Annotated in this window: 24 protein-coding genes; 19 read left to right on the top strand and 5 right to left on the bottom strand. The window is 69.8% G+C overall.

Annotation, left to right across the window (positions count from 1 at the left end; all coding sequences use genetic code 11):
* The first annotated feature begins 46 nt into the window (after positions 1-46).
* Entirely contained in the window at positions 47-1,768 is a 1,722-nt protein-coding gene (locus tag HUT10_RS24065; protein ID WP_254897007.1) for a hypothetical protein, read from the top strand.
* Positions 1,769-1,823: 55 nt separating this feature from the next.
* Here the strand turns inward: HUT10_RS24065 and HUT10_RS24060 are convergent, their stop codons facing one another.
* Positions 1,824-2,606: a M15 family metallopeptidase gene (locus tag HUT10_RS24060; RefSeq protein WP_176173284.1), complete on the bottom strand. Its 783-nt coding sequence runs from the start codon at positions 2,604-2,606 to the stop codon at positions 1,824-1,826.
* Between the two features lie 215 nt (positions 2,607-2,821).
* Here HUT10_RS24060 and HUT10_RS24055 point away from each other — a divergent pair, with 215 nt between their 5' ends.
* From HUT10_RS24055 to HUT10_RS24025, 7 genes are all read left to right on the top strand, one after another.
* Entirely contained in the window at positions 2,822-3,463 is a 642-nt protein-coding gene (locus HUT10_RS24055; RefSeq protein ID WP_254897006.1) for a zinc ribbon domain-containing protein, read from the top strand.
* 313 nt (positions 3,464-3,776) lie between these two features.
* On the top strand, positions 3,777-5,624 hold the full coding sequence (locus HUT10_RS24050; protein WP_176173283.1) for a hypothetical protein: 1,848 nt from the start codon (positions 3,777-3,779) through the stop codon (positions 5,622-5,624).
* Positions 5,625-5,628: 4 nt separating this feature from the next.
* Positions 5,629-7,332: a hypothetical protein gene (locus HUT10_RS24045; RefSeq protein ID WP_176173282.1), complete on the top strand. Its 1,704-nt coding sequence runs from the start codon at positions 5,629-5,631 to the stop codon at positions 7,330-7,332.
* Positions 7,333-7,358: 26 nt separating this feature from the next.
* A complete protein-coding gene (locus HUT10_RS24040) occupies positions 7,359-7,565 on the top strand; it encodes a hypothetical protein (RefSeq protein WP_176173281.1) in 207 nt (68 codons plus the stop codon).
* 12 nt (positions 7,566-7,577) lie between these two features.
* Entirely contained in the window at positions 7,578-7,808 is a 231-nt protein-coding gene (locus HUT10_RS24035) for a hypothetical protein (RefSeq protein ID WP_176173280.1), read from the top strand.
* Positions 7,809-7,864: 56 nt separating this feature from the next.
* Complete coding sequence (locus tag HUT10_RS24030; RefSeq protein WP_176173279.1) at positions 7,865-8,332, top strand: hypothetical protein; 468 nt, start codon at positions 7,865-7,867, stop codon at positions 8,330-8,332.
* A gap of 45 nt (positions 8,333-8,377) precedes the next feature.
* Positions 8,378-8,602: a hypothetical protein gene (locus HUT10_RS24025; protein ID WP_176173278.1), complete on the top strand. Its 225-nt coding sequence runs from the start codon at positions 8,378-8,380 to the stop codon at positions 8,600-8,602.
* Here HUT10_RS24025 and HUT10_RS51195 read toward each other — a convergent pair.
* Genes HUT10_RS51195 through HUT10_RS24005 form a run of 4 tightly spaced genes read right to left on the bottom strand, consistent with a single transcriptional unit; the run spans position 8,583 to position 11,295 of the window.
* Positions 8,583-9,188 carry a hypothetical protein gene (locus tag HUT10_RS51195; RefSeq protein ID WP_254897005.1) on the bottom strand — a complete coding sequence of 202 codons (606 nt, stop codon included), beginning with the start codon at positions 9,186-9,188 and terminating at the stop codon, positions 8,583-8,585. The genes HUT10_RS24025 and HUT10_RS51195 overlap by 20 nt on opposite strands.
* A 2-nt stretch (positions 9,189-9,190) precedes the next feature.
* Positions 9,191-10,417, bottom strand: coding sequence for a hypothetical protein (locus HUT10_RS24015; RefSeq protein WP_176173277.1), 1,227 nt, complete (start codon positions 10,415-10,417; stop codon positions 9,191-9,193).
* 9 nt (positions 10,418-10,426) lie between these two features.
* Positions 10,427-10,759, bottom strand: a complete 333-nt coding sequence (locus HUT10_RS24010) for a hypothetical protein (RefSeq protein ID WP_176173276.1) — start codon at positions 10,757-10,759, stop codon at positions 10,427-10,429.
* Positions 10,759-11,295, bottom strand: coding sequence for a YbaB/EbfC family nucleoid-associated protein (locus HUT10_RS24005; protein ID WP_176173275.1), 537 nt, complete (start codon positions 11,293-11,295; stop codon positions 10,759-10,761). Before HUT10_RS24005 ends, HUT10_RS24010 begins: the two co-directional genes overlap by 1 nt.
* A 157-nt stretch (positions 11,296-11,452) precedes the next feature.
* Between HUT10_RS24005 and HUT10_RS24000 the strand changes: the two genes are divergently transcribed.
* The 11 genes from HUT10_RS24000 to rpsS all read left to right on the top strand — a co-directional run bounded on the left by HUT10_RS24000 (position 11,453) and on the right by rpsS (position 20,205).
* The gene (locus HUT10_RS24000; protein ID WP_176169278.1) at positions 11,453-11,608 is read left to right on the top strand and encodes a hypothetical protein; all 156 of its coding nucleotides are present in this window, start codon (positions 11,453-11,455) and stop codon (positions 11,606-11,608) included.
* A gap of 716 nt (positions 11,609-12,324) precedes the next feature.
* The gene (gene rpsL, locus HUT10_RS23995) at positions 12,325-12,699 is read left to right on the top strand and encodes a 30S ribosomal protein S12 (protein ID WP_003102113.1); all 375 of its coding nucleotides are present in this window, start codon (positions 12,325-12,327) and stop codon (positions 12,697-12,699) included.
* Complete coding sequence (rpsG, locus tag HUT10_RS23990) at positions 12,699-13,169, top strand: 30S ribosomal protein S7 (RefSeq protein ID WP_003102106.1); 471 nt, start codon at positions 12,699-12,701, stop codon at positions 13,167-13,169. Before rpsL ends, rpsG begins: the two co-directional genes overlap by 1 nt.
* Before the next feature lie 63 nt (positions 13,170-13,232).
* Positions 13,233-15,332 carry an elongation factor G gene (gene fusA, locus HUT10_RS23985; protein WP_176173274.1) on the top strand — a complete coding sequence of 700 codons (2,100 nt, stop codon included), beginning with the start codon at positions 13,233-13,235 and terminating at the stop codon, positions 15,330-15,332.
* A gap of 129 nt (positions 15,333-15,461) precedes the next feature.
* A complete protein-coding gene (gene tuf, locus HUT10_RS23980) occupies positions 15,462-16,655 on the top strand; it encodes an elongation factor Tu (protein WP_091304691.1) in 1,194 nt (397 codons plus the stop codon).
* A 407-nt stretch (positions 16,656-17,062) separates the two neighbouring features.
* Positions 17,063-17,368, top strand: coding sequence for a 30S ribosomal protein S10 (gene rpsJ / locus HUT10_RS23975; RefSeq protein ID WP_003102098.1), 306 nt, complete (start codon positions 17,063-17,065; stop codon positions 17,366-17,368).
* A 34-nt stretch (positions 17,369-17,402) separates the two neighbouring features.
* Positions 17,403-18,059: a 50S ribosomal protein L3 gene (rplC, locus tag HUT10_RS23970; protein ID WP_003102093.1), complete on the top strand. Its 657-nt coding sequence runs from the start codon at positions 17,403-17,405 to the stop codon at positions 18,057-18,059.
* On the top strand, positions 18,056-18,745 hold the full coding sequence (gene rplD, locus HUT10_RS23965) for a 50S ribosomal protein L4 (protein ID WP_176173273.1): 690 nt from the start codon (positions 18,056-18,058) through the stop codon (positions 18,743-18,745). Before rplC ends, rplD begins: the two co-directional genes overlap by 4 nt.
* Positions 18,742-19,053 (top strand): 50S ribosomal protein L23, encoded by a 312-nt coding sequence (gene rplW, locus HUT10_RS23960; RefSeq protein ID WP_003102087.1) that lies wholly within the window; start codon positions 18,742-18,744, stop codon positions 19,051-19,053. The genes rplD and rplW overlap by 4 nt, the downstream gene beginning before the upstream one ends.
* A 15-nt stretch (positions 19,054-19,068) precedes the next feature.
* Positions 19,069-19,905, top strand: coding sequence for a 50S ribosomal protein L2 (rplB, locus tag HUT10_RS23955; RefSeq protein WP_176173272.1), 837 nt, complete (start codon positions 19,069-19,071; stop codon positions 19,903-19,905).
* An 18-nt stretch (positions 19,906-19,923) separates the two neighbouring features.
* The gene (rpsS, locus tag HUT10_RS23950) at positions 19,924-20,205 is read left to right on the top strand and encodes a 30S ribosomal protein S19 (RefSeq protein WP_003102083.1); all 282 of its coding nucleotides are present in this window, start codon (positions 19,924-19,926) and stop codon (positions 20,203-20,205) included.
* The last annotated feature ends 8 nt before the right edge of the window (positions 20,206-20,213 follow it).

Raw genomic sequence — 20,213 nt, 5'->3', positions numbered from 1 at the left:
TTCGGGGGCTTTGCGCGTTTCATCGGGTAATCAGGGGTGACTGTTCGTGAACACATCCAGAAGCGCGAGATCTCTCGCGCGCGGTTTCGCCGCGTTGACGGCCGCCGCGGTGCTGACCAGCGTCTTCGCCGGCCCGGCGGCCGCGGACCCGGCACCGGAGGCCACGGCGACGCCGACTTCGGCCGCGCCGTCCACATCGGAAGCGCCGACCGCTCCGGAGGCGCCGGCGCCGAGTTCCACCCAGCCGGAGAGCAAGCCCGCGGCGGCCCAGCCGCAGGACGATCCCGTTCTGCAGCCGGATCTCGACGTGTCGTTCGACCTCGCGGAGTCCTACCCGACCAACGAGGACGTCCACTTCGGCATCAAGATCCACAACCCGCGCAGCGTGCCGGTCGAAGGGCTGCAGATCGTCCAGTTCTTCGACAAGCCGGACGACCTCGTGGTCCCGTTCATCGACGGCTGGGGCCCGCTCAGCGGGAAGCCGGGGGTGACGCTGCAGCCGGGAGAGACCTTCACCCAGGCGGTCGTCGGCCAGCTGCAGGACATCAGCCAGGACCACGCGATCCTGCGCGGCTTCGTGTACGACAAGGACGGTCACGGCGTCGCCCCGAGTTTCAGCCTCTCGATCAAGCTACGGAAGACACCCGGGCACCCGGCCGGCGTCGTGTACGGCGATGCGAACGGCAACGGGAAGCTCGACGCGGGCGAGGAGCTGACCGGCATCACGCTTACCCTGCGGTACAGCAGACTCACCTTCAAGGCCACGAGCGGCAAGGACGGCCGCTTCGACTTCGGTGAGATCCCGGCGGCCAAGTACTACTTCGGCGGCGACGTCGTCGACGGCTGGCTGTTCCCGTTCCGGAACGTCCAGGTCGGACCGGACACGAACCTGGTCGTCCGCGGAACTCCGCCGCTGAACGGCGCGCTGAAGGCTTCGATGGCCTTCACCCAGGACAGCTACCAGGTCGGCGACCTCGCGCACGTGACCGTGACGCTCTCCAACTCCGGACCGATCCCGCTCACCGGCATCGTCGCCGCGTGCAACCGCGTCGGCAACGGCTACATCCTGAACGGCCGCGGCCCGGGGTGGGGCGAGCTCGCCGCGGACGGCGTGACGATCGCGCCGGGGCAGACGCGGACGTTCGACGTGTCCGAAACGGTGCCGAAGGCCGCCTTCGACCGTGGTTACGTGGCCGCCGCCTGTGACTTCGGCTATGCCGAAGTCGACACCGAGAACCACGCGCAGGCCGCGGCCCGGGCTGCGGTGCCGGGGGCCAAGGGGTCCGTCGTGGGCGACGTGAAGCAGGGTGACCAGGGCGTCCCCGGGGTCGAGGTCGTCCTGGTGTCCGACCAGCACTGCCCGGTCACCGGTGAGCAGACGACCGACGCGAAGGGGCACTTCGAGTTCCACGACCTGGTGGCCGGGCCCGAGTACCGGCTGTACCTGCTGCCGCCGAAGGGCTTGAAGGTCAAGTACGAGAACCCGACCAACCTCGACGTGCGGGGTTCGTCGGAGTCCCGGGTCGGGATCGACCTGGAGGCAGGTGACGCGCCGCTCCCGGTCGTGCCGGTCAACCCGGCCGACTGCACCGCCGGTGCCCCGACCTCGACCACCGGCGCGCCCGGCGGCACCGGCGGCGGCCAGGGCAGCGGCTCCGGCCTCGCCAGCACCGGTGTCGACGCGCTCGGCCTCGGCGCGCTGGCGCTGTTGGCCCTCGCCCTCGGTGGCGGCCTGGTGTTCGGCGCCCGCCGCCGTCGCCCGGCCTGACACGACCCAACGGCGCCCCGCGGTCCACAGTGGACCGCGGGGCGCCGCTTTCGGTTCAGTGCAGGCTGCCCCGGGACACCGGGAAGTCGAAGTAGGTGTCCGGGAACGGTTCGCCGTTCAGCGTGAAGTGCCACCACTCCTCGGGCAGGTTCCGGAACCCGGCCGCGGCCATCGTCGAGCGCAGCAGGTCCCGGTGCTGCCGGGCGACGCCGGTGATCGCCGGGTTGTCGGTGTGGGCGAGCGGGTCGAAGCAGTCGTAGCCGGTGCCCATGTCGACGGTGTTGTCCGGGAAGCGCTGCTCCCGCGGCGCGAAGCACGGCACGAGCGGCTCGCCCGGGACGTAGGGGCGCTGGAACCGCGGCGGGAGGCGGACGAGCGTGAGGTCCATCGTGCTGCCGCGGCTGTGCCCGGACTTCTCGGCGATGTACCCGTCGGCGAAGAGCCGGTCCTTGGCGACGTTCGGGTAGAACTCCGCCTTCATCTTTTCGTCCGCGAGGTCCTTGGCCCACCGCACGAAGTGGTCGACGGCCCGCTGCGGCCGGTAGCAGTCGTACACCTTGAGCGTGTAGCCCTGCCGGACCAGCTGCGCCTGTGCCTTCCGCAGCCCTTCGGCGGCCTGCCGGGTGAGGATGCACAGCGGCTGGCGGTACCCGTCGATGCGGCGGCCGACGAAGTTGTGCCGCGTGTCGTAGCGGATGTCCTGCAGAATCGTCGGCGCGACATCGGAGAGCGCGACGAAAGCCCGCGGCGTGGCCGAGGCGGTGGCGGGGACGACGAGGGTGGCCGAGGCGGCGAGGGTGACGGCGAGCGCACGCATCCGGCGAGTCAAGATCGGCATCCCTCTCGTCTACCAGCTCGGCCCCGGGCGAGCAGCCGCCTTCCGGGCAGCCCTTCGGTCAGGACCAGGCCTCGGAGGTAGCCGCGTGCGGGAAGCCGTCGGACGGCCGGCCCTGCTCCCGCCGGCGTTCGCGCCGGCCCGTGACGGCCGGTAGCCGGGCCGTTGTCGGCAAAACTCTCCTCACCTCGGCCGCGGCGGCCCGGCGAGAATGGGCCGTGGCTGACTCTGTGCCCTTCACGGACAACTTCTCGGACCTCTCGAACCTGCAGGGGTACCAGTTCGAGTTCCGCTGTGAACGCTGCGGCAACGGTTTCCGCTCGGCCTTCCGGCGCGACAACGTCGAGACGGGCCGCAGCGTGCTCCGCGCGGTGGGCTCCTTCTTCGGCGGGACCCTGCGCGACCTGAGCAATTCGGCCGACCAGTGGCGTTACGACCGCGCGACGAACTCCCCGGCCAAGGACCGCGCCCTCGCGGCGGCGGTCGAGGAGATCACCCCGAGCTTCCGGCAGTGCCGCGGCTGCGGCGACTGGATGTGCCACGACCAGTGCTGGAACGAGGAGATCGGCCAGTGCCTGCGCTGCTCGCCGAGCGTCGCCGAAGAAATCTCGCGCGCCCAGGCCTCGGCCCAGCGCGACCAGATCTGGGAGCAGGCCCGCGAGAGGAACTGGACGGCGGACCTGGACATCGACACCCGCGCCAAGGTGACGTGCCCGGGCTGCGGCTTGAAGGCCGACGGCGGCAAGTTCTGCGTGTCCTGCGGGACGTCGCTCGCGCTGAAGGTCGCCTGCGGCGGGTGCGGGAACGAGGGCAACAAGCCCGGCGCGATGTTCTGCTCGGACTGCGGAGCCAAACTCTGACCCGAAGTTCCCGGCACTTGATAACGAATCCATAACTCCCAGCCCCGGCGTTCAGGCGCCGGGGCTGCGCCATTGTGACCAACCGTGACACCGCCGGTTGGTCTAGCCGTCGTGCCCACCCGTTCGGCGTAGCGAAGCGTGTCAACTCGGCCCACTTCGTGGGAGATTAACCCTTTCGGGTCGTTTCTCATTCTTTGATCACGACTGGACCCCGGTGCCCGGTTGGGGCGAATATCCCGTCCAGGTTTGCTGACGTCAGCTTTCCGTTGTGCCCCAACGGTTTCCGTCTGTGTGAAAAGAACTGGGAGAACCCATGCGAGCAACTCCGTTGCGCCCGGGCCGGTGGCGAAAGGTGGTGACCGGCGCCGCCGCTCTCGCCCTCGCGGCCGGCGCTGTCACCTACACCGGTTCGGCCACCGGCGCCTACGCCGACGTCCAGACCGTCACCGACGCGAAGACCGCGTCCGACGGCAAGCAGTACTGGGTGCAGAACCACCTGGTGACCAAGGACCTCGCCCGCGCGGAGGGCGGCACGCCGAAGAAGTGGCTGCTCGTCTGGGCCGGTGACGAGAACATCGCCGACACGCTGGTCAAGGACGTCAAGAACCTGCCGGGCACGCTCGGCGGCGGCCTCAACAAGATCAAGAACGCCCTGCCCGGCCCGGACTTCCTCGCCGTCATCGACGCCACGCAGGGCTCGCCGACCTACGGCAAGGTGGTCAACACCGCCACCGTCGGCCCGCTCGTCGAGAACGAGCCGCACCACATGCAGTACGTGTGGCACAAGGGCGACACCATCTACGCCGGCGCGCTGTTCGCCGCGGCGACCTACGCCTTCGACGTCAGCGCGCTGCCGCAGCTGAAGCTCAAGGGCGTCAGCCTGCCGACGAACACCCTCGGCGGCAGCGTCCCGGACGCCTACTGGGTGCTCAAGGACGGCACCGCGTACGGCACGTACATGGGCGGCCCGGTCGTCCCCGGCCCGCACGCGTACGCCGACGGTTCCACGCAGATCGGCAACGGCTTCGCGGGCAGCCCCGGCGAGGTCGTCCACTTCGGACAGAACGCGCAGGTGCTTTCCGAGTCCCCGGCGGCAACCCCGCAGGGCGACAACCAGAAGCTCTGCGACAACCTGCCGCAGCTGGGCAAGCCGACCTGCGCCAACCCGCACGGCATCCAGGCCCGCGAGGACCTGAACACGCTCGTCACCAGCGACTACGCCGAGCCGCGCAACATCATCCTCGACCCGGTGAAGCAGCCGTCGCCGTACCTGCGCCGGCCGACCGTGCGGACCTGGGACATCTCCGACCGCAACCACCCGAAGCTGAAGTCGGTGTCCTACCTGCAGGACGGCCCGCGCGCCGACCCGGCCGACCCGCTGCACGCCGAGAGCCGCGCGGTCATGGAGACCACCGTGACCAACCTGCCCGGGCACAAGGGCGCCTTCGCCCAGACCATGCAGGGCGGCGCGGTGTTCTACACGCCGGACATCACCGCGGCCGAGCCGCACTGGATCGAGGTGTTCGACGACGGCGCCGCCAACAAGGCGATCTACGCGAACAACGACTCGAACGGCGGCAGCTCCAACGGCGGCTGGATCCAGACCAGCCCGGACGACAAGTACCTCTACCGCGCGATCGTCGGGCGGCAGAAGGGCACCCTCTCGGCCGACGACCCCGGCACCACCGGCGGCGTCTACGTGCTCGACATCCAGAAGCTGGTCAACGCCGGCGACCGGATCGAGGACATCGAGGGCCGGATCGACACCAAGGCGAAGGCGCAGCAGGGCGGGGGCGGCGACCTGCCGACCGTCGTCGGCGCGGCCCCGATCAACCCGGGCACGCCGGGTGCGGGCCCGCACTGGGGCGCCTACGACAACTTCGTGCTCGGCAGCGACGGCTTCTACCACGAAACCGACACCCCGCAGCACCTCGCCGTGTCGAACTACTTCGTCGCGCGGTCCGGTTTGGACGGTGACCACAAGGTCAACCTGCTGAACCTCGGCCCGGACGGGAAGGTGTCGGTCGACTCGAACTTCCGGGACGAGTTCACCGGCCAGGTCGGCATCAACTTCAACCGCAAGTCCTGGCCGCACGGAGCCTTCGGCAACGCCAAGCCGCACTCCGAGCTGTTCGTGGTCGCGGACGCGGACGTGAGGTAACCCGATGGACCACCACCACGACCCGGCGACCGGTTCGTCCACTGTGGACGTCCTGGCGCTCGGACTCCGGCTGGCCCTGCTGCTGGCCACGGCGTTCCTCGCCGGCGGCGGGCTGCTGCGGCCGCTGGGTGAGCTGACGCGGCCGCGGAAGCTCACGCTGTACGGCCTCGGCGGGCTGTCGGCGCTGCTCGCCGTGCTGTCGGCGTTCGCGGTCGACCTCAACCCGATCGCGCTCGCCGGGCACGTCGTGCTCGCGGTCGCCGTGCCGCTGCTGCTGCGGTGGCCGCGGGCCGGGCGCTGGGCGTCGGCCGCGTTGCTGGCCCTGGTCGTCCTCGAGACCTCGGCCGGTGGCACGGGGGTCGGCTTCGCGCTCGACTCGGTGTTCGTCGCCGGGGCGGCCGTGTGGTTCGGCTTCGCGCTGTTCGGCCCGGTGGCGACGGCGGCGGTCCGGCCGGGGCCGCTCGCGATCACCCTCGGCGGGCTGTTCGTCGTCGCCGGTGCGGCGCGGTTCGGGTTGTCCGGGCTCGGGTTCGACCGGCGGCTGGGCACGACGGTCTTCGGGTTCGTGGTGGTGGCACTGGTGGTCCTGCCGGTGGTGGCAGGCGGGCTCGCGGTGGTGCTGCGGGCCCGCGCCTACCGCCCCGGCGCGGTCGCCGTCGGGCTCGCGTTCCTCGCCTGGAGCGCGCTCGGCGCGCTTCCGGCGCCCCCGCCGCTGCCCGTACCGGGCGTCCCGCTGCTGGCCGACGAGCCGGGGTTCCCGGTGCTGGTCAGCCCGCAGCGGCCGGGGCACAACGTCGTCCACTTCCCGGCGAGCGCGGGCGACGACCTCGCCGCCGGCCTGCGCGGCGGGCTGATCACCAAGGCCGTCACCCGGCCCGGCGCCGAGGGCACCTGGGCCGACGTCGACCTGCCGCCCGGTCGCAGCGACCTGGAGATCCGGCACGGCGGCACGACGACGGTGGTCGAGGTCGACGCGGGCACCGCGGCCGGCCCGGCGATCGCCGACGCGGACGCGCCGGAATGCGCGTCGGCGGCACTCGGCGGCCTGGTCGCCGGCCGCGCCGACGTGCTGGCCGCGTGCCCCTCCGACGCGCTGGCGCCGGAGGACGGGGGAGCGCTGGTCAAGCTGGTCGAGTTCCTGGCCGGCCGGCAACCCTCGGCCCTCACGCTGGTCTCGGACGACTCGCCGCGCGGTGTCGCGGCCGCGAAGCTGGTGCGGGAAACCGCGGCCCGCACCGGCTTGCCGGTGCGGCCGGACGCCGGGCCCGACACCGCACTCCTCGTCGTCTCCGGCTGGGGTCCCGGCTACACGGCGATGACGCGGGCGGCCGAGCTGCAGCGACTGGAACCCACCCACCAGTACGGGTTGTACCTGGCGCCGTGGCTGCTGAACGGGCCGATCGTCAACGCCGTGGCCAGCGCGTCCCTGCCGTTGCGGTTCGACCCGCGGGAGGCGGCCGCGGTCGGGTACGCCGTGGCCGTCGGCAACCGCTTCGGCGGCGAAAGCCCGACCCTCGGCGGCTTCCGCACCTGGCTCGGCGCGGACCGGGCGGCGGGCGACGTGCAGGTCTTCGCCGCCGCCCAGGTCAACGCCATGCCGATGTACCCCACCGAACCCCACGCCACCGGAATGGTGATGGACCGCGACTACGCGGGCCAGTGGGTCCCCGACGGAACCATCGTGCCGATCACGGCGGTTCTCCGCTGAAACCTTTGTCACGAAAGGAAAACCACATGAAGCGTCTCGCTGCCCGCGTGCTGCTGCCGCTGGCCGCGGCAACGGCGTTGACCGGTCTGGCCGGCGGCGTCGCCAGTGCCGACCCGACGCAGGGCCCGGTCTGGCTCGTCCCCGGCGTCGACCTCGGCAGCGTCCTCGGCCCGGTCGGCCAGCCGGTCGGCCTGCTCGCGCCCGTGTTCGACCTCATCACCGCCGTCTCCTGAAAGGTGCCTGCCATGAAGAAGAACCTCATCCGCGCCACCGCTGCGGCCGCCCTCGCCGGAGCCGCCCTGTTCGGCGCGGCGGCCCCCGCGCTGGCGGCCGGCACCCCCGGTGTCGTCGTGGTCGACGAGCCGGACACCAGCGGCCTGAACAACATCTGGACGTTCGCGCCGCTGGGTGTGCCGGTGCTCGGCCTGATCCAGTCGGTCAACGGCGTCCCGGGCAAGCTCCTGCCCTCCTTCTGACCGATCCGGGGCGGCACTTCCCCGTGAAGTGCCGCCCCTTCCCTTGGGAGTCCCCGATGAACCGGCAACTGGTGGGCAGGCTCGCCATCGCGGTGATCGCCATCGCGGCGGTGACCGCGGGCATCTTCATCCTCGGCGACGACGGGCCGCCGGCGGCCGCACCGCCGGTCGCGGTGGTGGGGGAGCCGTCGCTGTCTTCGGTCCCGCCGCGCACGATCATGGCGACGGCGACCTACACCTCGACCCCGCCGGCACCGTCCGGCTACCGGGTGACCTACGAGCTGACCGGCACGGGTACGGCGACGGTCGTCTACGACACGAACGGCCTCGGCCTGGTCCACCAGGAACTCGACGTCCGGCTGCCGTGGCGGAAGGAGTTCTCGTGGGCGGCACCCGGTTCGGTGCAGCTGCTCGGGCAGGGGACCGGCGCGGTCGAGTGCCGGGTCTCGGCCGGTGGCCGGGTGGTGACCACGCAGAAGTCGGCCCCGGGCGAGGTCGCCGCCTGCACCGGACGGCTCGGCTGAGGCCGCCGTCCGGCGGATCCGCGCCGCGGCGGGCACCATGAACGCATGACGCCCGTCACCAAAAAACTCACGGTGGTCGCCGTCGTGCTGATCACCGCCGGGGCGATCCTGCTCGCGGTGGGTGCGATCGGCTTCCGGGCGACCTCGGACCAGCCCGACGCCAACATCGGCGCGGGGTTCGCCCTGCTCGCCGGCCCCTACGTCGTCGGCCTCGGGCTGGTGTTCGCGCTCTCGGCCGGCCTGACCCACCTCACGACGCGTCGCCGCTGAGGTCCCACAGCGCCGCGGGCAGGTGGTCGGCCAGGTCGGCGAGGTACCCGGCTTCGGCGAGCACGTTCTGCCGGGTCGCGCAGCCCGGGCCCCAGGTCCGCGCGGCGCCGTTCTCGACCACCACCTCGCGCTGCGCGAAGCGCGGGTTCGCCGCCAGCCAGCGGGCCAGTTCGGCGTCGAGCGCCGAGTCCGGCGGGAGCGTCGGCATCGACACCGGACGGCCGGGGACGATCCGCAGCTCCGGGCCCGGCGGCACGCGCACCTGGGTGACGTGCAGGTCGCGGAAGTGGATGTGGTCGTCGAAGTTCCGGTAGGACTCCCGCGTGTCGATCGCGAGCACCGGCCGGTCGCCGAGGCGGAACTCGACCCACGGGTCCTCGGGCGGCCCCGTCAGCGGCCGCCCGGTCGGGTGAAAGACGCCGAAGGTGGGGGAGCCGCTGCCGAACGTGCCACCCCGCTCCGCCGCGAGCGCCTTGAACCAGTGGCCCTCACGGCTCGCGGCGGCCTTGCGCTGCGTCCGCCACCAGACCGCGCCGCTGACCGCGGCCACGACCACCAGGACGCCGATCGTGAAGAGCGTCTGCATCGTCAGAAGTCCAGGTCCTCGCGGGTCTCCTCGACGGACTGGTCCCGGCCCGTCCCGTCGTAGCCGCTCGCCTTCTTGGCGTTCTTGACGTGGCTGGTGAGCTTGCCGAGGTGGTCGTTCACCGTCTTGGCCGGGTTGTCGCCGGGGTTGGCCGGGTTGTAGCCGAGCACGCCCTTGACGGCGGCTTCGCCGCCCTTCTTCAGGGCTTCGGTGGCGCCGGCCTTCAGCATCGTCTTCTGGTAGTCGACCTTGCCGGCGGCGTCGAGCACCGGGTTCTCGAAGGCCTTCGCCCAGCGCTTGCCGATCAGGCCCTTGTCGCCGGCGGCCTTCTGGAGCAGGTCCTTGCCCTCGTTCTCCTGCGCGATCTTCGTGAGCGACTTGCCCAGCGTCGTCGAGGCGAACTTCTGCTGCAGCTTCCGGAGCCAGTCGAGCACCTTCTGCAGCAGCTCGCGCAGCTTGTTGACCTTCTGGGTGGTCTTCGCGGTGGTCTGGGCCGCCTTGACCTCGGTCACCGGGGCCGCGGCGGACAGCGACGCCCCGCAGGTCGGCACCGCGGCGGCCAGCGCCGGCACCCACAGCAGGATCAGCCACGTCACGAACTCGGTGAGGATGGCCTTGATCACGTCCTCGACGAAGCTCATCAGCATGCTGTTGAGCTGCAGCATCCGCGCCAGTTCACCGGACTTCCCGGCGACGCCCTCGATGCCGTGCGCGAACTCGCCCAGCGCCGTCTTCGCCGCGTTGCTCGCGTCGCCCTCCCAGTCCTTCAGGGAGTCGTCCGCGACCTCGGCGAAGTTCCGGGCCAGCTCGTCCAGCCCGGTGGCGATGGCGCCGAAGTTCTCCGCCGCGATCCCCAGCGCCGGGCCGTCGCCGCTGACGAAGTGGATCGCGTCCTGGATCGGCTGGACCGCGTTGACCAGGAAGTTCAGCCCCTGCCCGACCAGCCAGCCGAGCGGGTCGGTCGCGATGTCGGTGATGGTGCTCGCGCTCGACTGGATGAAGCTCGCGGTGTCGGTGGCGATGGTGCCGAGCGCGAGGGTGATGTCGGCACCGTCCGGCTGCGGCGCGAAGACGGCCTTCGTCACCGAGACGGCGTCCTTGCCGACGGTGACCGCGCCGCCGGCGAACGGGGTCGCCTTGATCGCGTTGTCGACGTTGACCCCGAGCACGGTCTTCGGGTCGTCCGGCTTGACGGTGATGCCGCTCGCGACGTCTTCGACCTCGGCCATGTGTTCCCCTCAGTGCTTTCCCGGGCCGTCGAGCAGGGTCTCGACCTGGCCGAAGAAGATCTTGTGGTCGTCCTCGACGCCCTGGTAGACGTCGGCCGCGTCGGTCAGCTTGGCCTGCGCGGAGGCCAGGCCGTCCGCGATCGAGGCCAGCAGCGTGTGCAGCTCGCGCAGGGTGTCGTCGTAGCCGCTCTTGGTGAAGAGGCCGACCACGCCCCACGACTTGTCGCCGACGTCGGCCTGGGTCACCTTTTCGGTGATCTTCGCGCCCTGCTCGCGGTACTTGTCCAGCTCGCCGGCGTACTCGTGCAGGGCGTCCACCCGGACCCGGTAGCCGCTGCCCATCAGTCCTCCTCGTCGAACAGGGTGCGCAGGAAGCGGTCGCCCGCGGACGGACCGGCCGCGGGCGGCGCCGGAGGGGGATCGGCCGGGCGCAGCACCCGCTGCTCCGAGAAGTCCTCGGTTTTCGGTGGCTCCTCGGTGAGCTTCGCCCGCAGTTCCTCGACGGTGGTCCCGAACGCGACGGCCTGCGTCTCCAGCACCTGGTCGACCAGCCCGAGGTCGTCGCCCATGTTTTCCTCGACGATCACGGCCTGCCGCCGCGCGGCCTCCCCGACGGCCTCCCGCAACGTGGTGAGGAGCGTCGCCGACAGCGCGTGCGGCCCCTTGGCGAGCGCGGCTTCGGTGAACTTGACGTCGAGGACGGCCCCGCCGGGCCCGGTGACGACGGTGACACCCCCGTCGGGCGACGCGGCGCTCGCCCGCAGCTCGGTCAGCTGCTGCTGCATGGCACCCAGCCCGGCGAACCGGTCGTCGGCCCGGCGGACGCCCGCCTGGAACCGCTCGTACTCGGCCACCAGGTGCTCGAACTCGCCCGACATGCCACCGCCTTTCCGGTTTGGGGTGCACCCATCGTGACCCCTCGGCAGCACTGTGACGCACGGAACGGCCGATCCGATCCCACTGCATCACCCGACCGGGTAATGGGTAGGTTTCGGCCCGAGAGGGAAGCAGGGGACGACGCGCGAGGAGTGTGTGATGACCAGCACCGAAGGGCCCGGAGGCCCGGACGAGGAACCGAAGAGGACGGGCAGCCACGCGGCGCCGGAGGGTGCGGGAGTGCACCCCCTGATCGACCTGTCCCGCGACCCGAACCCGGGCAAGCCGGACCACGCGAAGCCGGACGAGGACTGAGGCCGGCGGGCCGCTGAATTCGCCGCGCCGGTGGCGGCCGCGGGGCGGATTCGCGCTCCGGCTGGCCGCCGCCGGTGCCGGCCTCGATTCCGTGGCTGCGGAGGTGGCTGGCCCGCCGCGGCGGACGCGGCGGAGCCTGCGTGCGGCGCCCGCGCCGCCGAGCATGAAAGCCCGCTGGCCGCTACGAAGCCTTCCGCTGCCTGCGGACATGACTGCCGCGGCCGAACAGCGCCGCGGCGGCAGCGAACCGCGGTCAGCCGCTCCAGCGACCCGGCCCCCACCGCGCGGGAATGCCCCGCCGCCCCACCGCGTTGTGCACCTCAGCCCGGCCGCGACCCCGGCCCGTGGGACCCGTCACACCACCCCCTCCCACGACCGCGCGAAGCGACGCGACCCGAGGCGTGGGAATGTCCCGCAGCCCCGGGGCGTTGAGAGGTACGCTGGAGGTTCGTCGACCTACAGACCCCCCGCCGCCATCCCCCCGGATCCGGGCGGGTATCTTTGGAGACCGTGCCCGGCATGCGTCGGGCCGCTCCGCGTGCCGTGCGCATGGGCGGGGTGCTCAGGCACCCGGTCACCGGCTTCGGCAGGTCGGGGTTCCGACGGAAATCCCTCCGGGAAGTTACCGGTCGCGAGACCGTGACGCGGGCCGACACGCCCGACCGCGGGGGCCGGTGAAGACACGAAGAAGCAGATCACGACAGGAAGCTGGTCCATTGCCCACGATCCAGCAGCTGGTCCGCAAGGGCCGCCAGGACAAGGCTGCCAAGCAGAAGACGGCGGCCCTCAAGGGGAGCCCGCAGCGGCGCGGCGTGTGCACTCGCGTGTACACCACGACCCCCAAGAAGCCGAACTCGGCGCTGCGCAAGGTCGCGCGTGTGAAGCTGACCAGCGGCATCGAGGTCACCGCCTACATCCCCGGTGAGGGCCACAACCTGCAGGAGCACTCGATGGTGCTCGTGCGCGGTGGTCGTGTGAAGGACCTTCCGGGTGTCCGTTACAAGATCATCCGCGGTTCGCTCGACACCCAGGGTGTCAAGAACCGCAAGCAGGCGCGCAGCCGGTACGGCGCGAAGAAGGAGAAGAGCTAATGCCCCGCAAGGGTCCGGCCCCGAAGCGGCCGCTGATCTCCGACCCCGTCTACGCCTCCCCGCTGGTCACCCAGCTGGTGAACAAGGTGCTGAAGGACGGGAAGCGGTCCCTGGCCGAGCGCATCGTGTACGGCGCGCTCGAAGGCGCTCGCGAGAAGACCGGCACCGACCCGGTCGTCACGCTGAAGCGCGCCCTCGACAACGTGAAGCCCACCATCGAGGTGAAGAGCCGCCGCGTCGGTGGTGCCACCTACCAGGTGCCGATCGAGGTCAAGCCGGGCCGCTCCACCACGCTGGCCCTGCGCTGGCTGGTCTCCTTCTCGCAGGCCCGCCGCGAGAAGACGATGATCGAGCGCCTGCAGAACGAACTGCTGGACGCTTCCAACGGCCTCGGTGCCTCCGTGAAGCGTCGCGAAGACACGCACAAGATGGCCGAGTCCAACCGGGCCTTCGCGCACTACCGCTGGTGATGACCGCCCGGCTGTCGACCAAGCCATGCCGGGCCCCAAGCTTGAGAACAGGGGAACACTCTCGTGGCACGTGAAGTGCTGACCGACCTGAACAAGGTCCGCAACATCGGCATCATGGCCCACATCGACGCCGGCAAGACGACGACCACCGAGCGGATCCTGTTCTACACCGGGGTCAACTACAAGATCGGTGAAGTCCACGACGGCGCCGCCACCATGGACTGGATGGAGGAGGAGCAGAAGCGGGGTATCACCATCACCTCGGCTGCCACCACCACCTTCTGGGACGACCACCAGATCAACCTGATCGACACCCCCGGGCACGTCGACTTCACCGTCGAGGTGGAGCGCAACCTGCGGGTGCTCGACGGCGCGGTCGCCGTCTTCGACGGCAAGGAAGGTGTCGAGCCGCAGTCCGAGCAGGTCTGGCGGCAGGCGGACAAGTACGACGTCCCGCGCATCTGCTTCGTCAACAAGATGGACAAGCTGGGTGCGGACTTCTACTACACCCTGCGCACCATCGAGGAGCGCCTCGGCGTCAAGCCGCTGGCGATCCAGCTGCCCATCGGCGCCGAGAACGACTTCGAAGGCGTCGTCGACCTGGTCCGCATGAAGGCCCTGGTCTGGCGCGGCGAGGTGCAGAAGGGCGAGGACTACACCGTCGAGGAGATCCCGGCCGACCTGGCCGACCGGGCCGCGGAGTACCGCGAGAAGCTGGTCGAGACCGTCGCCGAGACCGACGACTCCCTGATGGAGAAGTTCCTCGAGGGCGAAGAGCTGTCCGAGGCCGAGATCAAGTCCGGCATCCGCAAGCTCGTCATCACCCGGGCGGCGTTCCCGGTGCTGGCCGGTTCCGCGTTCAAGAACAAGGGCGTGCAGCCCATGCTCGACGCGGTGATCGACTACCTGCCGTCGCCGCTGGACGTCCCGGCCGTCGAGGGTCTGCTGCCCGACGGCGAGACCGTGGCGACCCGCAAGGCGTCGGTCGACGAGCCGTTCGCCGCGCTCGCGTTCAAGATCGCCGCGCACCCGTTCTTCGGCAAGCTGACCTACATCCGGGTCTACTCGGGCAAGGTCGCTTCCGGCGCTCAGGTCATCAACGCGACCAAGGAGCGCAAGGAGCGCATCGGGAAGATCTTCCAGATGCACTCCAACAAGGAGAACCCGGTGGACGACGCCCAGGTCGGCCACATCTACGCGGTCATCGGGCTGAAGGACACCACCACGGGTGACACCCTGGCGGACCCGCAGAACCCGATCGTGCTGGAGTCGATGACGTTCCCCGAGCCGGTCATCCGGGTCGCGATCGAGCCGAAGACGAAGGCCGACCAGGAGAAGCTGTCCCTGGCGATCCAGAAGCTGGCCGAAGAAGACCCGACGTTCCAGGTCAAGCTGGACGAGGACACCGGCCAGACGATCATCGCGGGCATGGGTGAGCTGCACCTCGAGGTGCTGGTGAACCGGATGAAGTCCGACTACAAGGTCGAGGCGAACATCGGCAAGCCGCAGGTCGCCTACCGCGAGACGATCAAGAAGACGGTCGACAAGCTCGACTACGTCCACAAGAAGCAGACCGGTGGTTCCGGCCAGTTCGCGAAGGTCATCGTGAAGCTGGAGCCGCTCGAGCGCACCGACGGCGCGCTCTACGAGTTCGACAACAAGGTGACCGGTGGTCGCGTGCCGCGGGAGTACATCCCGTCGGTGGACGCGGGCGCGCAGGACGCGATGCAGTACGGCGTCCTGGCCGGCTACCCGCTCGTCGGGTTGAAGTTCACCCTGTTGGATGGTGCGTACCACGAGGTCGACTCTTCGGAGATGGCGTTCAAGATCGCCGGTTCCATGGCGATGAAGGAAGCCGCGAAGAAGGCCGGCCCGGTGATCCTGGAGCCGATGATGGCGGTCGAGGTGACCACGCCCGAGGACTACATGGGTGACGTCATCGGTGACCTCAACTCCCGCCGTGGTCAGATCCAGGCCATGGAGGAGCGGTCCGGTACCCGTGTCGTGAAGGCACTGGTCCCGCTGTCGGAGATGTTCGGCTACGTCGGCGACCTGCGGTCCCGCACCCAGGGCCGGGCGAACTACTCCATGGTGTTCGACTCCTACGCCGAGGTTCCCGCGAACGTCGCGAAGGAAATCATCGCGAAGGCGACGGGGGAGTAACTCCCCCAGCGCTCGCGGGCATTAAGGGACTCTCCTGAACGTCCGCAGCACCGACGAAGGAACAATCGTGGGGCGGCAGCCACGCCGCCCCACGAGCACAAAGCGAAATCAGTCCAGGAGGACATTCCAGTGGCGAAGGCGAAATTCGAGCGGACCAAGCCGCACGTCAACATCGGCACCATCGGCCACGTTGACCACGGCAAGACGACTCTGACCGCGGCCATCACCAAGGTGCTGCACGACAAGTACCCGGAGCTGAACGAGTCGCGGGCGTTCGACCAGATCGACAACGCGCCGGAAGAGAAGCAGCGCGGTATCACGATCAACATCTCGCACGTCGAGTACCAGACCGAGAAGCGTCACTACGCGCACGTGGACGCCCCCGGTCACGCGGACTACATCAAGAACATGATCACCGGTGCCGCCCAGATGGACGGCGCGATCCTGGTCGTGGCCGCCACCGACGGCCCGATGCCGCAGACCCGTGAGCACGTGCTGCTCGCCCGCCAGGTCGGCGTGCCCTACATCGTGGTCGCGCTGAACAAGGCCGACATGGTCGACGACGAGGAGATCCTCGAGCTCGTCGAGCTGGAGGTCCGCGAGCTGCTGTCCTCGCAGGAGTTCCCGGGCGACGACGCGCCGGTCGTGCGCGTTTCCGGCCTGAAGGCCCTCGAGGGCGACGAGAAGTGGTCCGAGGCCGTTCTCGAGCTGATGACCGCCGTCGACGACAACGTGCCGGACCCGGTGCGTGAGCTCGACAAGCCGTTCCTGATGCCGATCGAGGACGTCTTCACCATCACCGGTCGTGGCACCGTGGTGACCGGTCGCGTCGAGCGCGGCCAGATCAACGTCAACGAAGAGGTCGAGATCGTGGGTATCCGCGAGAAGTCGACCAAGACCACCGTCACCGGTGTCGAGATGTTCCGCAAGCTGCTCGACTCGGGCCAGGCGGGCGACAACGTCGGCCTGCTGGTCCGCGGTATCAAGCGCGAGGACGTCGAGCGCGGCCAGGTCGTCGTGAAGCCGGGCACCACCACCCCGCACACCGACTTCGAGGGCCGGGTCTACATCCTGTCGAAGGACGAGGGTGGCCGTCACACCCCGTTCTTCAACAACTACCGCCCGCAGTTCTACTTCCGCACCACCGACGTGACCGGCGTCGTGACCCTCCCCGAGGGCACCGAGATGGTCATGCCGGGCGACAACACCGACATCTCGGTCCAGCTGATCCAGCCGGTCGCGATGGACGAGGGTCTGCGTTTCGCCATCCGCGAGGGTGGCCGGACCGTCGGCGCGGGCCAGGTCACCAAGATCATCAAGTGACGTAGGCGCCCTGCGCCCGGGTAATACACCCCCGGGTGCAGGGCGTCAACTCACGTGTGCGACACTATTTTGGTTGCTCGTCCTGGGGCGGCCGATCCCTTTGGGGTCCGGCCGCCTCGGTGCGAGTGGCCACGGTCCGCGGAGCTCTTTCCTTCGGGTGAGGCGAGCGGGCAAGGGCAGTGAGACGGTGTTCTTGGAAAAGCGCAGCCGGCTCATCGCCTCCTCACGTTGAGGAAGACCAGGCAAGACGACGATCCCGCGGGATCCGTCTGTGCGTCGGGCGCGACACGCCCGACCGCGTGGACCGGGGACAGGGCCGTTGAACTGCGGAAACCCATGGTCTGGTGGCGACACCGACCGGGGTTTGTGAGATAGCGGCACGAGACGACAAGGAACGAGCAGCCACCATGGCGGGACAGAAGATCCGCATCCGGCTCAAGGCCTACGACCACGAGGCGATCGACACCTCGGCGCGCAAGATCGTCGAGACGGTCACGCGCACCGGCGCCCGGGTTGTCGGGCCGGTGCCGCTGCCCACCGAGAAGAACGTTTACTGCGTCATCCGCTCGCCGCACAAGTACAAGGACTCGCGCGAGCACTTCGAGATGCGCACGCACAAGCGTCTGATCGACATCCTCGACCCGACGCCGAAGACGGTCGACGCGCTCATGCGCATCGACCTGCCGGCAAGCGTCGACGTCAACATCCAGTAGTAGCGGCTGGCGAGCGGCGGAGAGTAAGAGACTCATGTCTGACAGGCAGATGAAGGGCATCCTGGGCACCAAGCTCGGCATGACCCAGGTCTTCGACGAGCAGAACCGGGTTGTCCCGGTCACCGTCGTCAAGGCCGGTCCGAACGTGGTCACCCAGGTTCGGACCCAGGACAAGGACGGCTACGCGGCCGTGCAGCTGGCGTTCGGCGCGGTCGACCCGCGCAAGGTGAACAAGCCGCGCACCGGCCACTTCGACAAGGCGGGCGTGACCCCGCGCCGGTTCCTCGCCGAGCTGCGCACCACCGACGCCGAGACCTACGAGGTCGGTCAGGAGATCACCGCCGAGGTGTTCGCCGCCGGCGTCGAGGTCGACGTGACCGGGACCAGCAAGGGCAAGGGCTACGCGGGTGTCATGAAGCGCCACGGTTTCAAGGGCCAGGGCGCGAGCCACGGTGCCCAGGCCGTGCACCGCAAGCCGGGTTCGATCGGTGGCTGCGCCACCCCCGGCCGCGTCTTCAAGGGCCTGCGCATGGCGGGCCGGATGGGCAACGACCGGGTCACCACGCAGAACCTGACCGTGCACGCCGTGCGTGCCGAGGACGGCCTGCTGCTGATCAAGGGCGCCGTGCCCGGTCCCAAGGGCGGCCTGCTGTTCGTGCGCAGCGCCGCGAAGGGTGGTAACTCCGAATGACAAGCGTCGAGCTGAAGACCCCGGCCGGTAAAGCCGACGGCACGGTCGATCTCCCGGCGGAGATCTTCGACGTGCAGGCCAATGTCGCGCTCATGCACCAGGTCGTGGTGGCCCAGCAGGCCGCCGCGCGCCAGGGCACGCACGACACGAAGACCCGCGGTGAGGTTCGCGGTGGCGGCAAGAAGCCGTACCGCCAGAAGGGCACCGGTCGTGCCCGCCAGGGTTCGACCCGCGCGCCGCAGTTCGCCGGCGGTGGCGTCGTGCACGGCCCCACGCCGCGCGACTACACCCAGCGCACCCCGAAGAAGATGAAGGCCGCCGCCCTGCGTGGCGCCCTCTCCGACCGGGCCCGCGCCGGCCAGCTGCACGTCGTCACCGAGCTGGTGACCGGCGAGAAGCCGTCGACCAAGGCCGCCAAGAGCGTGCTCGCCGCCGTCACGGCCGCGAAGCGCGTGCTCGTGGTGCTGGACCGGGCCGACGAGCTGAGCTGGGTTTCCCTGCGGAACCTGCCCGAGGTGCACCTGCTCTGGGCCGACCAGCTCAACACCTACGACGTGCTGGTCAACGACGACGTCGTGTTCACCAAGGCCGCGTACGACGCGTTCGTCGCCGGCCCCGTCCGCGGTAAGACCGTCAAGGCTTCCGCGCGGTCGGGCGAGGTCACGGAAGGGAGTGACGAGAAGTGAGTTCGGTCGCCATTCCGGACCCCCGCGACATCCTGCTCGCGCCGGTCATCTCCGAGAAGTCCTACGGGCTGCTCGAGGACCACAAGTACACGTTCATCGTCCGCCCGGACGCCAACAAGACCCAGATCAAGATCGCGGTCGAGAAGGTGTTCGGCGTCAAGGTGGTCAGCGTCAACACGGCCAACCGCCAGGGCAAGCGGAAGCGGACTCGCGCCGGCTTCGGCAAGCGCAAGGACACCAAGCGCGCCATCGTGACTCTTTCGCCCGAAAGCAAGGCGATCGAGATCTTCGGCGGACCCACCGCGTAAAGGACTGAGCTGACAATGGGCATCCGCAAGTACAAGCCGACGACCCCGGGTCGTCGCGGTTCGAGCGTCTCGGACTTCGCCGAGATCACCCGCTCCACCCCGGAGAAGTCGCTGCTGCGTCCGCTGAGCGGTTCGGGCGGTCGCAACTCGTCCGGCAAGATCACCACCCGGCACAAGGGTGGCGGCCACAAGCGTGCTTACCGCGTCATCGACTTCCGTCGCAACGACAAGGACGGCATCCCGGCCAAGGTCGCGCACATCGAGTACGACCCCAACCGCACCGCGCGCATCGCGCTCCTGCACTACGCCGACGGCGAGAAGCGCTACATCATCGCGCCGGAGAAGCTGAAGCAGGGCGACACCGTCGAGAACGGCCCCCGTGCCGACATCAAGCCGGGCAACAACCTGCCGCTGCGCAACATCCCGGTCGGCACCGTGGTGCACGCGATCGAGCTCCGCCCCGGTGGCGGCGCGAAGATGGCGCGTTCCGCCGGCGCGAAGGTGCAGCTCGTCGCGAAGGACGGGCCGTACGCCCAGCTGCGTCTCCCCTCGGGCGAGATCCGCAACGTGGACGTGCGCAACCGCGCGACGGTCGGCGAGGTCGGCAACTCCGAGCACGCCAACATCAACTGGGGCAAGGCCGGCCGCAACCGCTGGCGCGGCAAGCGCCCCACGGTCCGCGGTGTCGTCATGAACCCGGTCGACCACCCGCACGGTGGTGGTGAGGGCAAGACCTCCGGTGGTCGCCACCCGGTCAACCCGAACGGTAAGCCCGAGGGCCGCACGCGTCGCCGCAAGGCGTCCGACGCCCTCATCGTCCGCCGCCGCCGCACCGGCAAGAACAAGCGCTGAGCAGGGAGGTAGAAGCACATGCCACGCAGCCTTAAGAAGGGCCCGTTCGTGGACGACCACCTGCTCAAGAAGGTGGACGCGCTGAACGAATCGGGCAAGAAGACGGTCATCAAGACCTGGTCGCGCCGCTCGACGATCATCCCGGACTTCCTGGGTCACACGATCGCCGTGCACGACGGGCGCAAGCACGTCCCGGTGTTCGTCACCGAGGCCATGGTGGGTCACAAGCTGGGCGAGTTCGCCCCGACGCGGACCTTCAAGGGCCACATCAAGGACGACCGCAAGTCGCGCCGCCGCTGAGCGGGCAC

Origin of the sequence: Amycolatopsis sp. Hca4, assembly GCF_013364075.1 — a bacterium.
In the GTDB taxonomy this organism is placed as follows: domain Bacteria; phylum Actinomycetota; class Actinomycetes; order Mycobacteriales; family Pseudonocardiaceae; genus Amycolatopsis.
This window is presented reverse-complemented; position numbering and strand designations above follow the sequence as displayed.

Excerpts from the sequence above, each read along its gene's own strand:
- HUT10_RS24060 (WP_176173284.1), bottom strand. The coding sequence starts at position 2,606 with ATGCCGATCTTGACTCGCCGGATGCGTGCGCTCGCCGTCACCCTCGCC.
- HUT10_RS24050 (WP_176173283.1), top strand. The coding sequence starts at position 3,777 with ATGCGAGCAACTCCGTTGCGCCCGGGCCGGTGGCGAAAGGTGGTGACC.
- HUT10_RS24045 (WP_176173282.1), top strand. The coding sequence starts at position 5,629 with ATGGACCACCACCACGACCCGGCGACCGGTTCGTCCACTGTGGACGTC.
- HUT10_RS24040 (WP_176173281.1), top strand. The coding sequence starts at position 7,359 with ATGAAGCGTCTCGCTGCCCGCGTGCTGCTGCCGCTGGCCGCGGCAACG.
- HUT10_RS24035 (WP_176173280.1), top strand. The coding sequence starts at position 7,578 with ATGAAGAAGAACCTCATCCGCGCCACCGCTGCGGCCGCCCTCGCCGGA.
- HUT10_RS24030 (WP_176173279.1), top strand. The coding sequence starts at position 7,865 with ATGAACCGGCAACTGGTGGGCAGGCTCGCCATCGCGGTGATCGCCATC.
- HUT10_RS24025 (WP_176173278.1), top strand. The coding sequence starts at position 8,378 with ATGACGCCCGTCACCAAAAAACTCACGGTGGTCGCCGTCGTGCTGATC.
- HUT10_RS51195 (WP_254897005.1), bottom strand. The coding sequence starts at position 9,188 with ATGCAGACGCTCTTCACGATCGGCGTCCTGGTGGTCGTGGCCGCGGTC.
- HUT10_RS24015 (WP_176173277.1), bottom strand. The coding sequence starts at position 10,417 with ATGGCCGAGGTCGAAGACGTCGCGAGCGGCATCACCGTCAAGCCGGAC.
- HUT10_RS24010 (WP_176173276.1), bottom strand. The coding sequence starts at position 10,759 with ATGGGCAGCGGCTACCGGGTCCGGGTGGACGCCCTGCACGAGTACGCC.
- HUT10_RS24005 (WP_176173275.1), bottom strand. The coding sequence starts at position 11,295 with ATGTCGGGCGAGTTCGAGCACCTGGTGGCCGAGTACGAGCGGTTCCAG.
- HUT10_RS24000 (WP_176169278.1), top strand. The coding sequence starts at position 11,453 with ATGACCAGCACCGAAGGGCCCGGAGGCCCGGACGAGGAACCGAAGAGG.
- rpsG (WP_003102106.1), top strand. The coding sequence starts at position 12,699 with ATGCCCCGCAAGGGTCCGGCCCCGAAGCGGCCGCTGATCTCCGACCCC.
- rpsJ (WP_003102098.1), top strand. The coding sequence starts at position 17,063 with ATGGCGGGACAGAAGATCCGCATCCGGCTCAAGGCCTACGACCACGAG.
- rplC (WP_003102093.1), top strand. The coding sequence starts at position 17,403 with ATGTCTGACAGGCAGATGAAGGGCATCCTGGGCACCAAGCTCGGCATG.
- rplD (WP_176173273.1), top strand. The coding sequence starts at position 18,056 with ATGACAAGCGTCGAGCTGAAGACCCCGGCCGGTAAAGCCGACGGCACG.
- rplB (WP_176173272.1), top strand. The coding sequence starts at position 19,069 with ATGGGCATCCGCAAGTACAAGCCGACGACCCCGGGTCGTCGCGGTTCG.
- rpsS (WP_003102083.1), top strand. The coding sequence starts at position 19,924 with ATGCCACGCAGCCTTAAGAAGGGCCCGTTCGTGGACGACCACCTGCTC.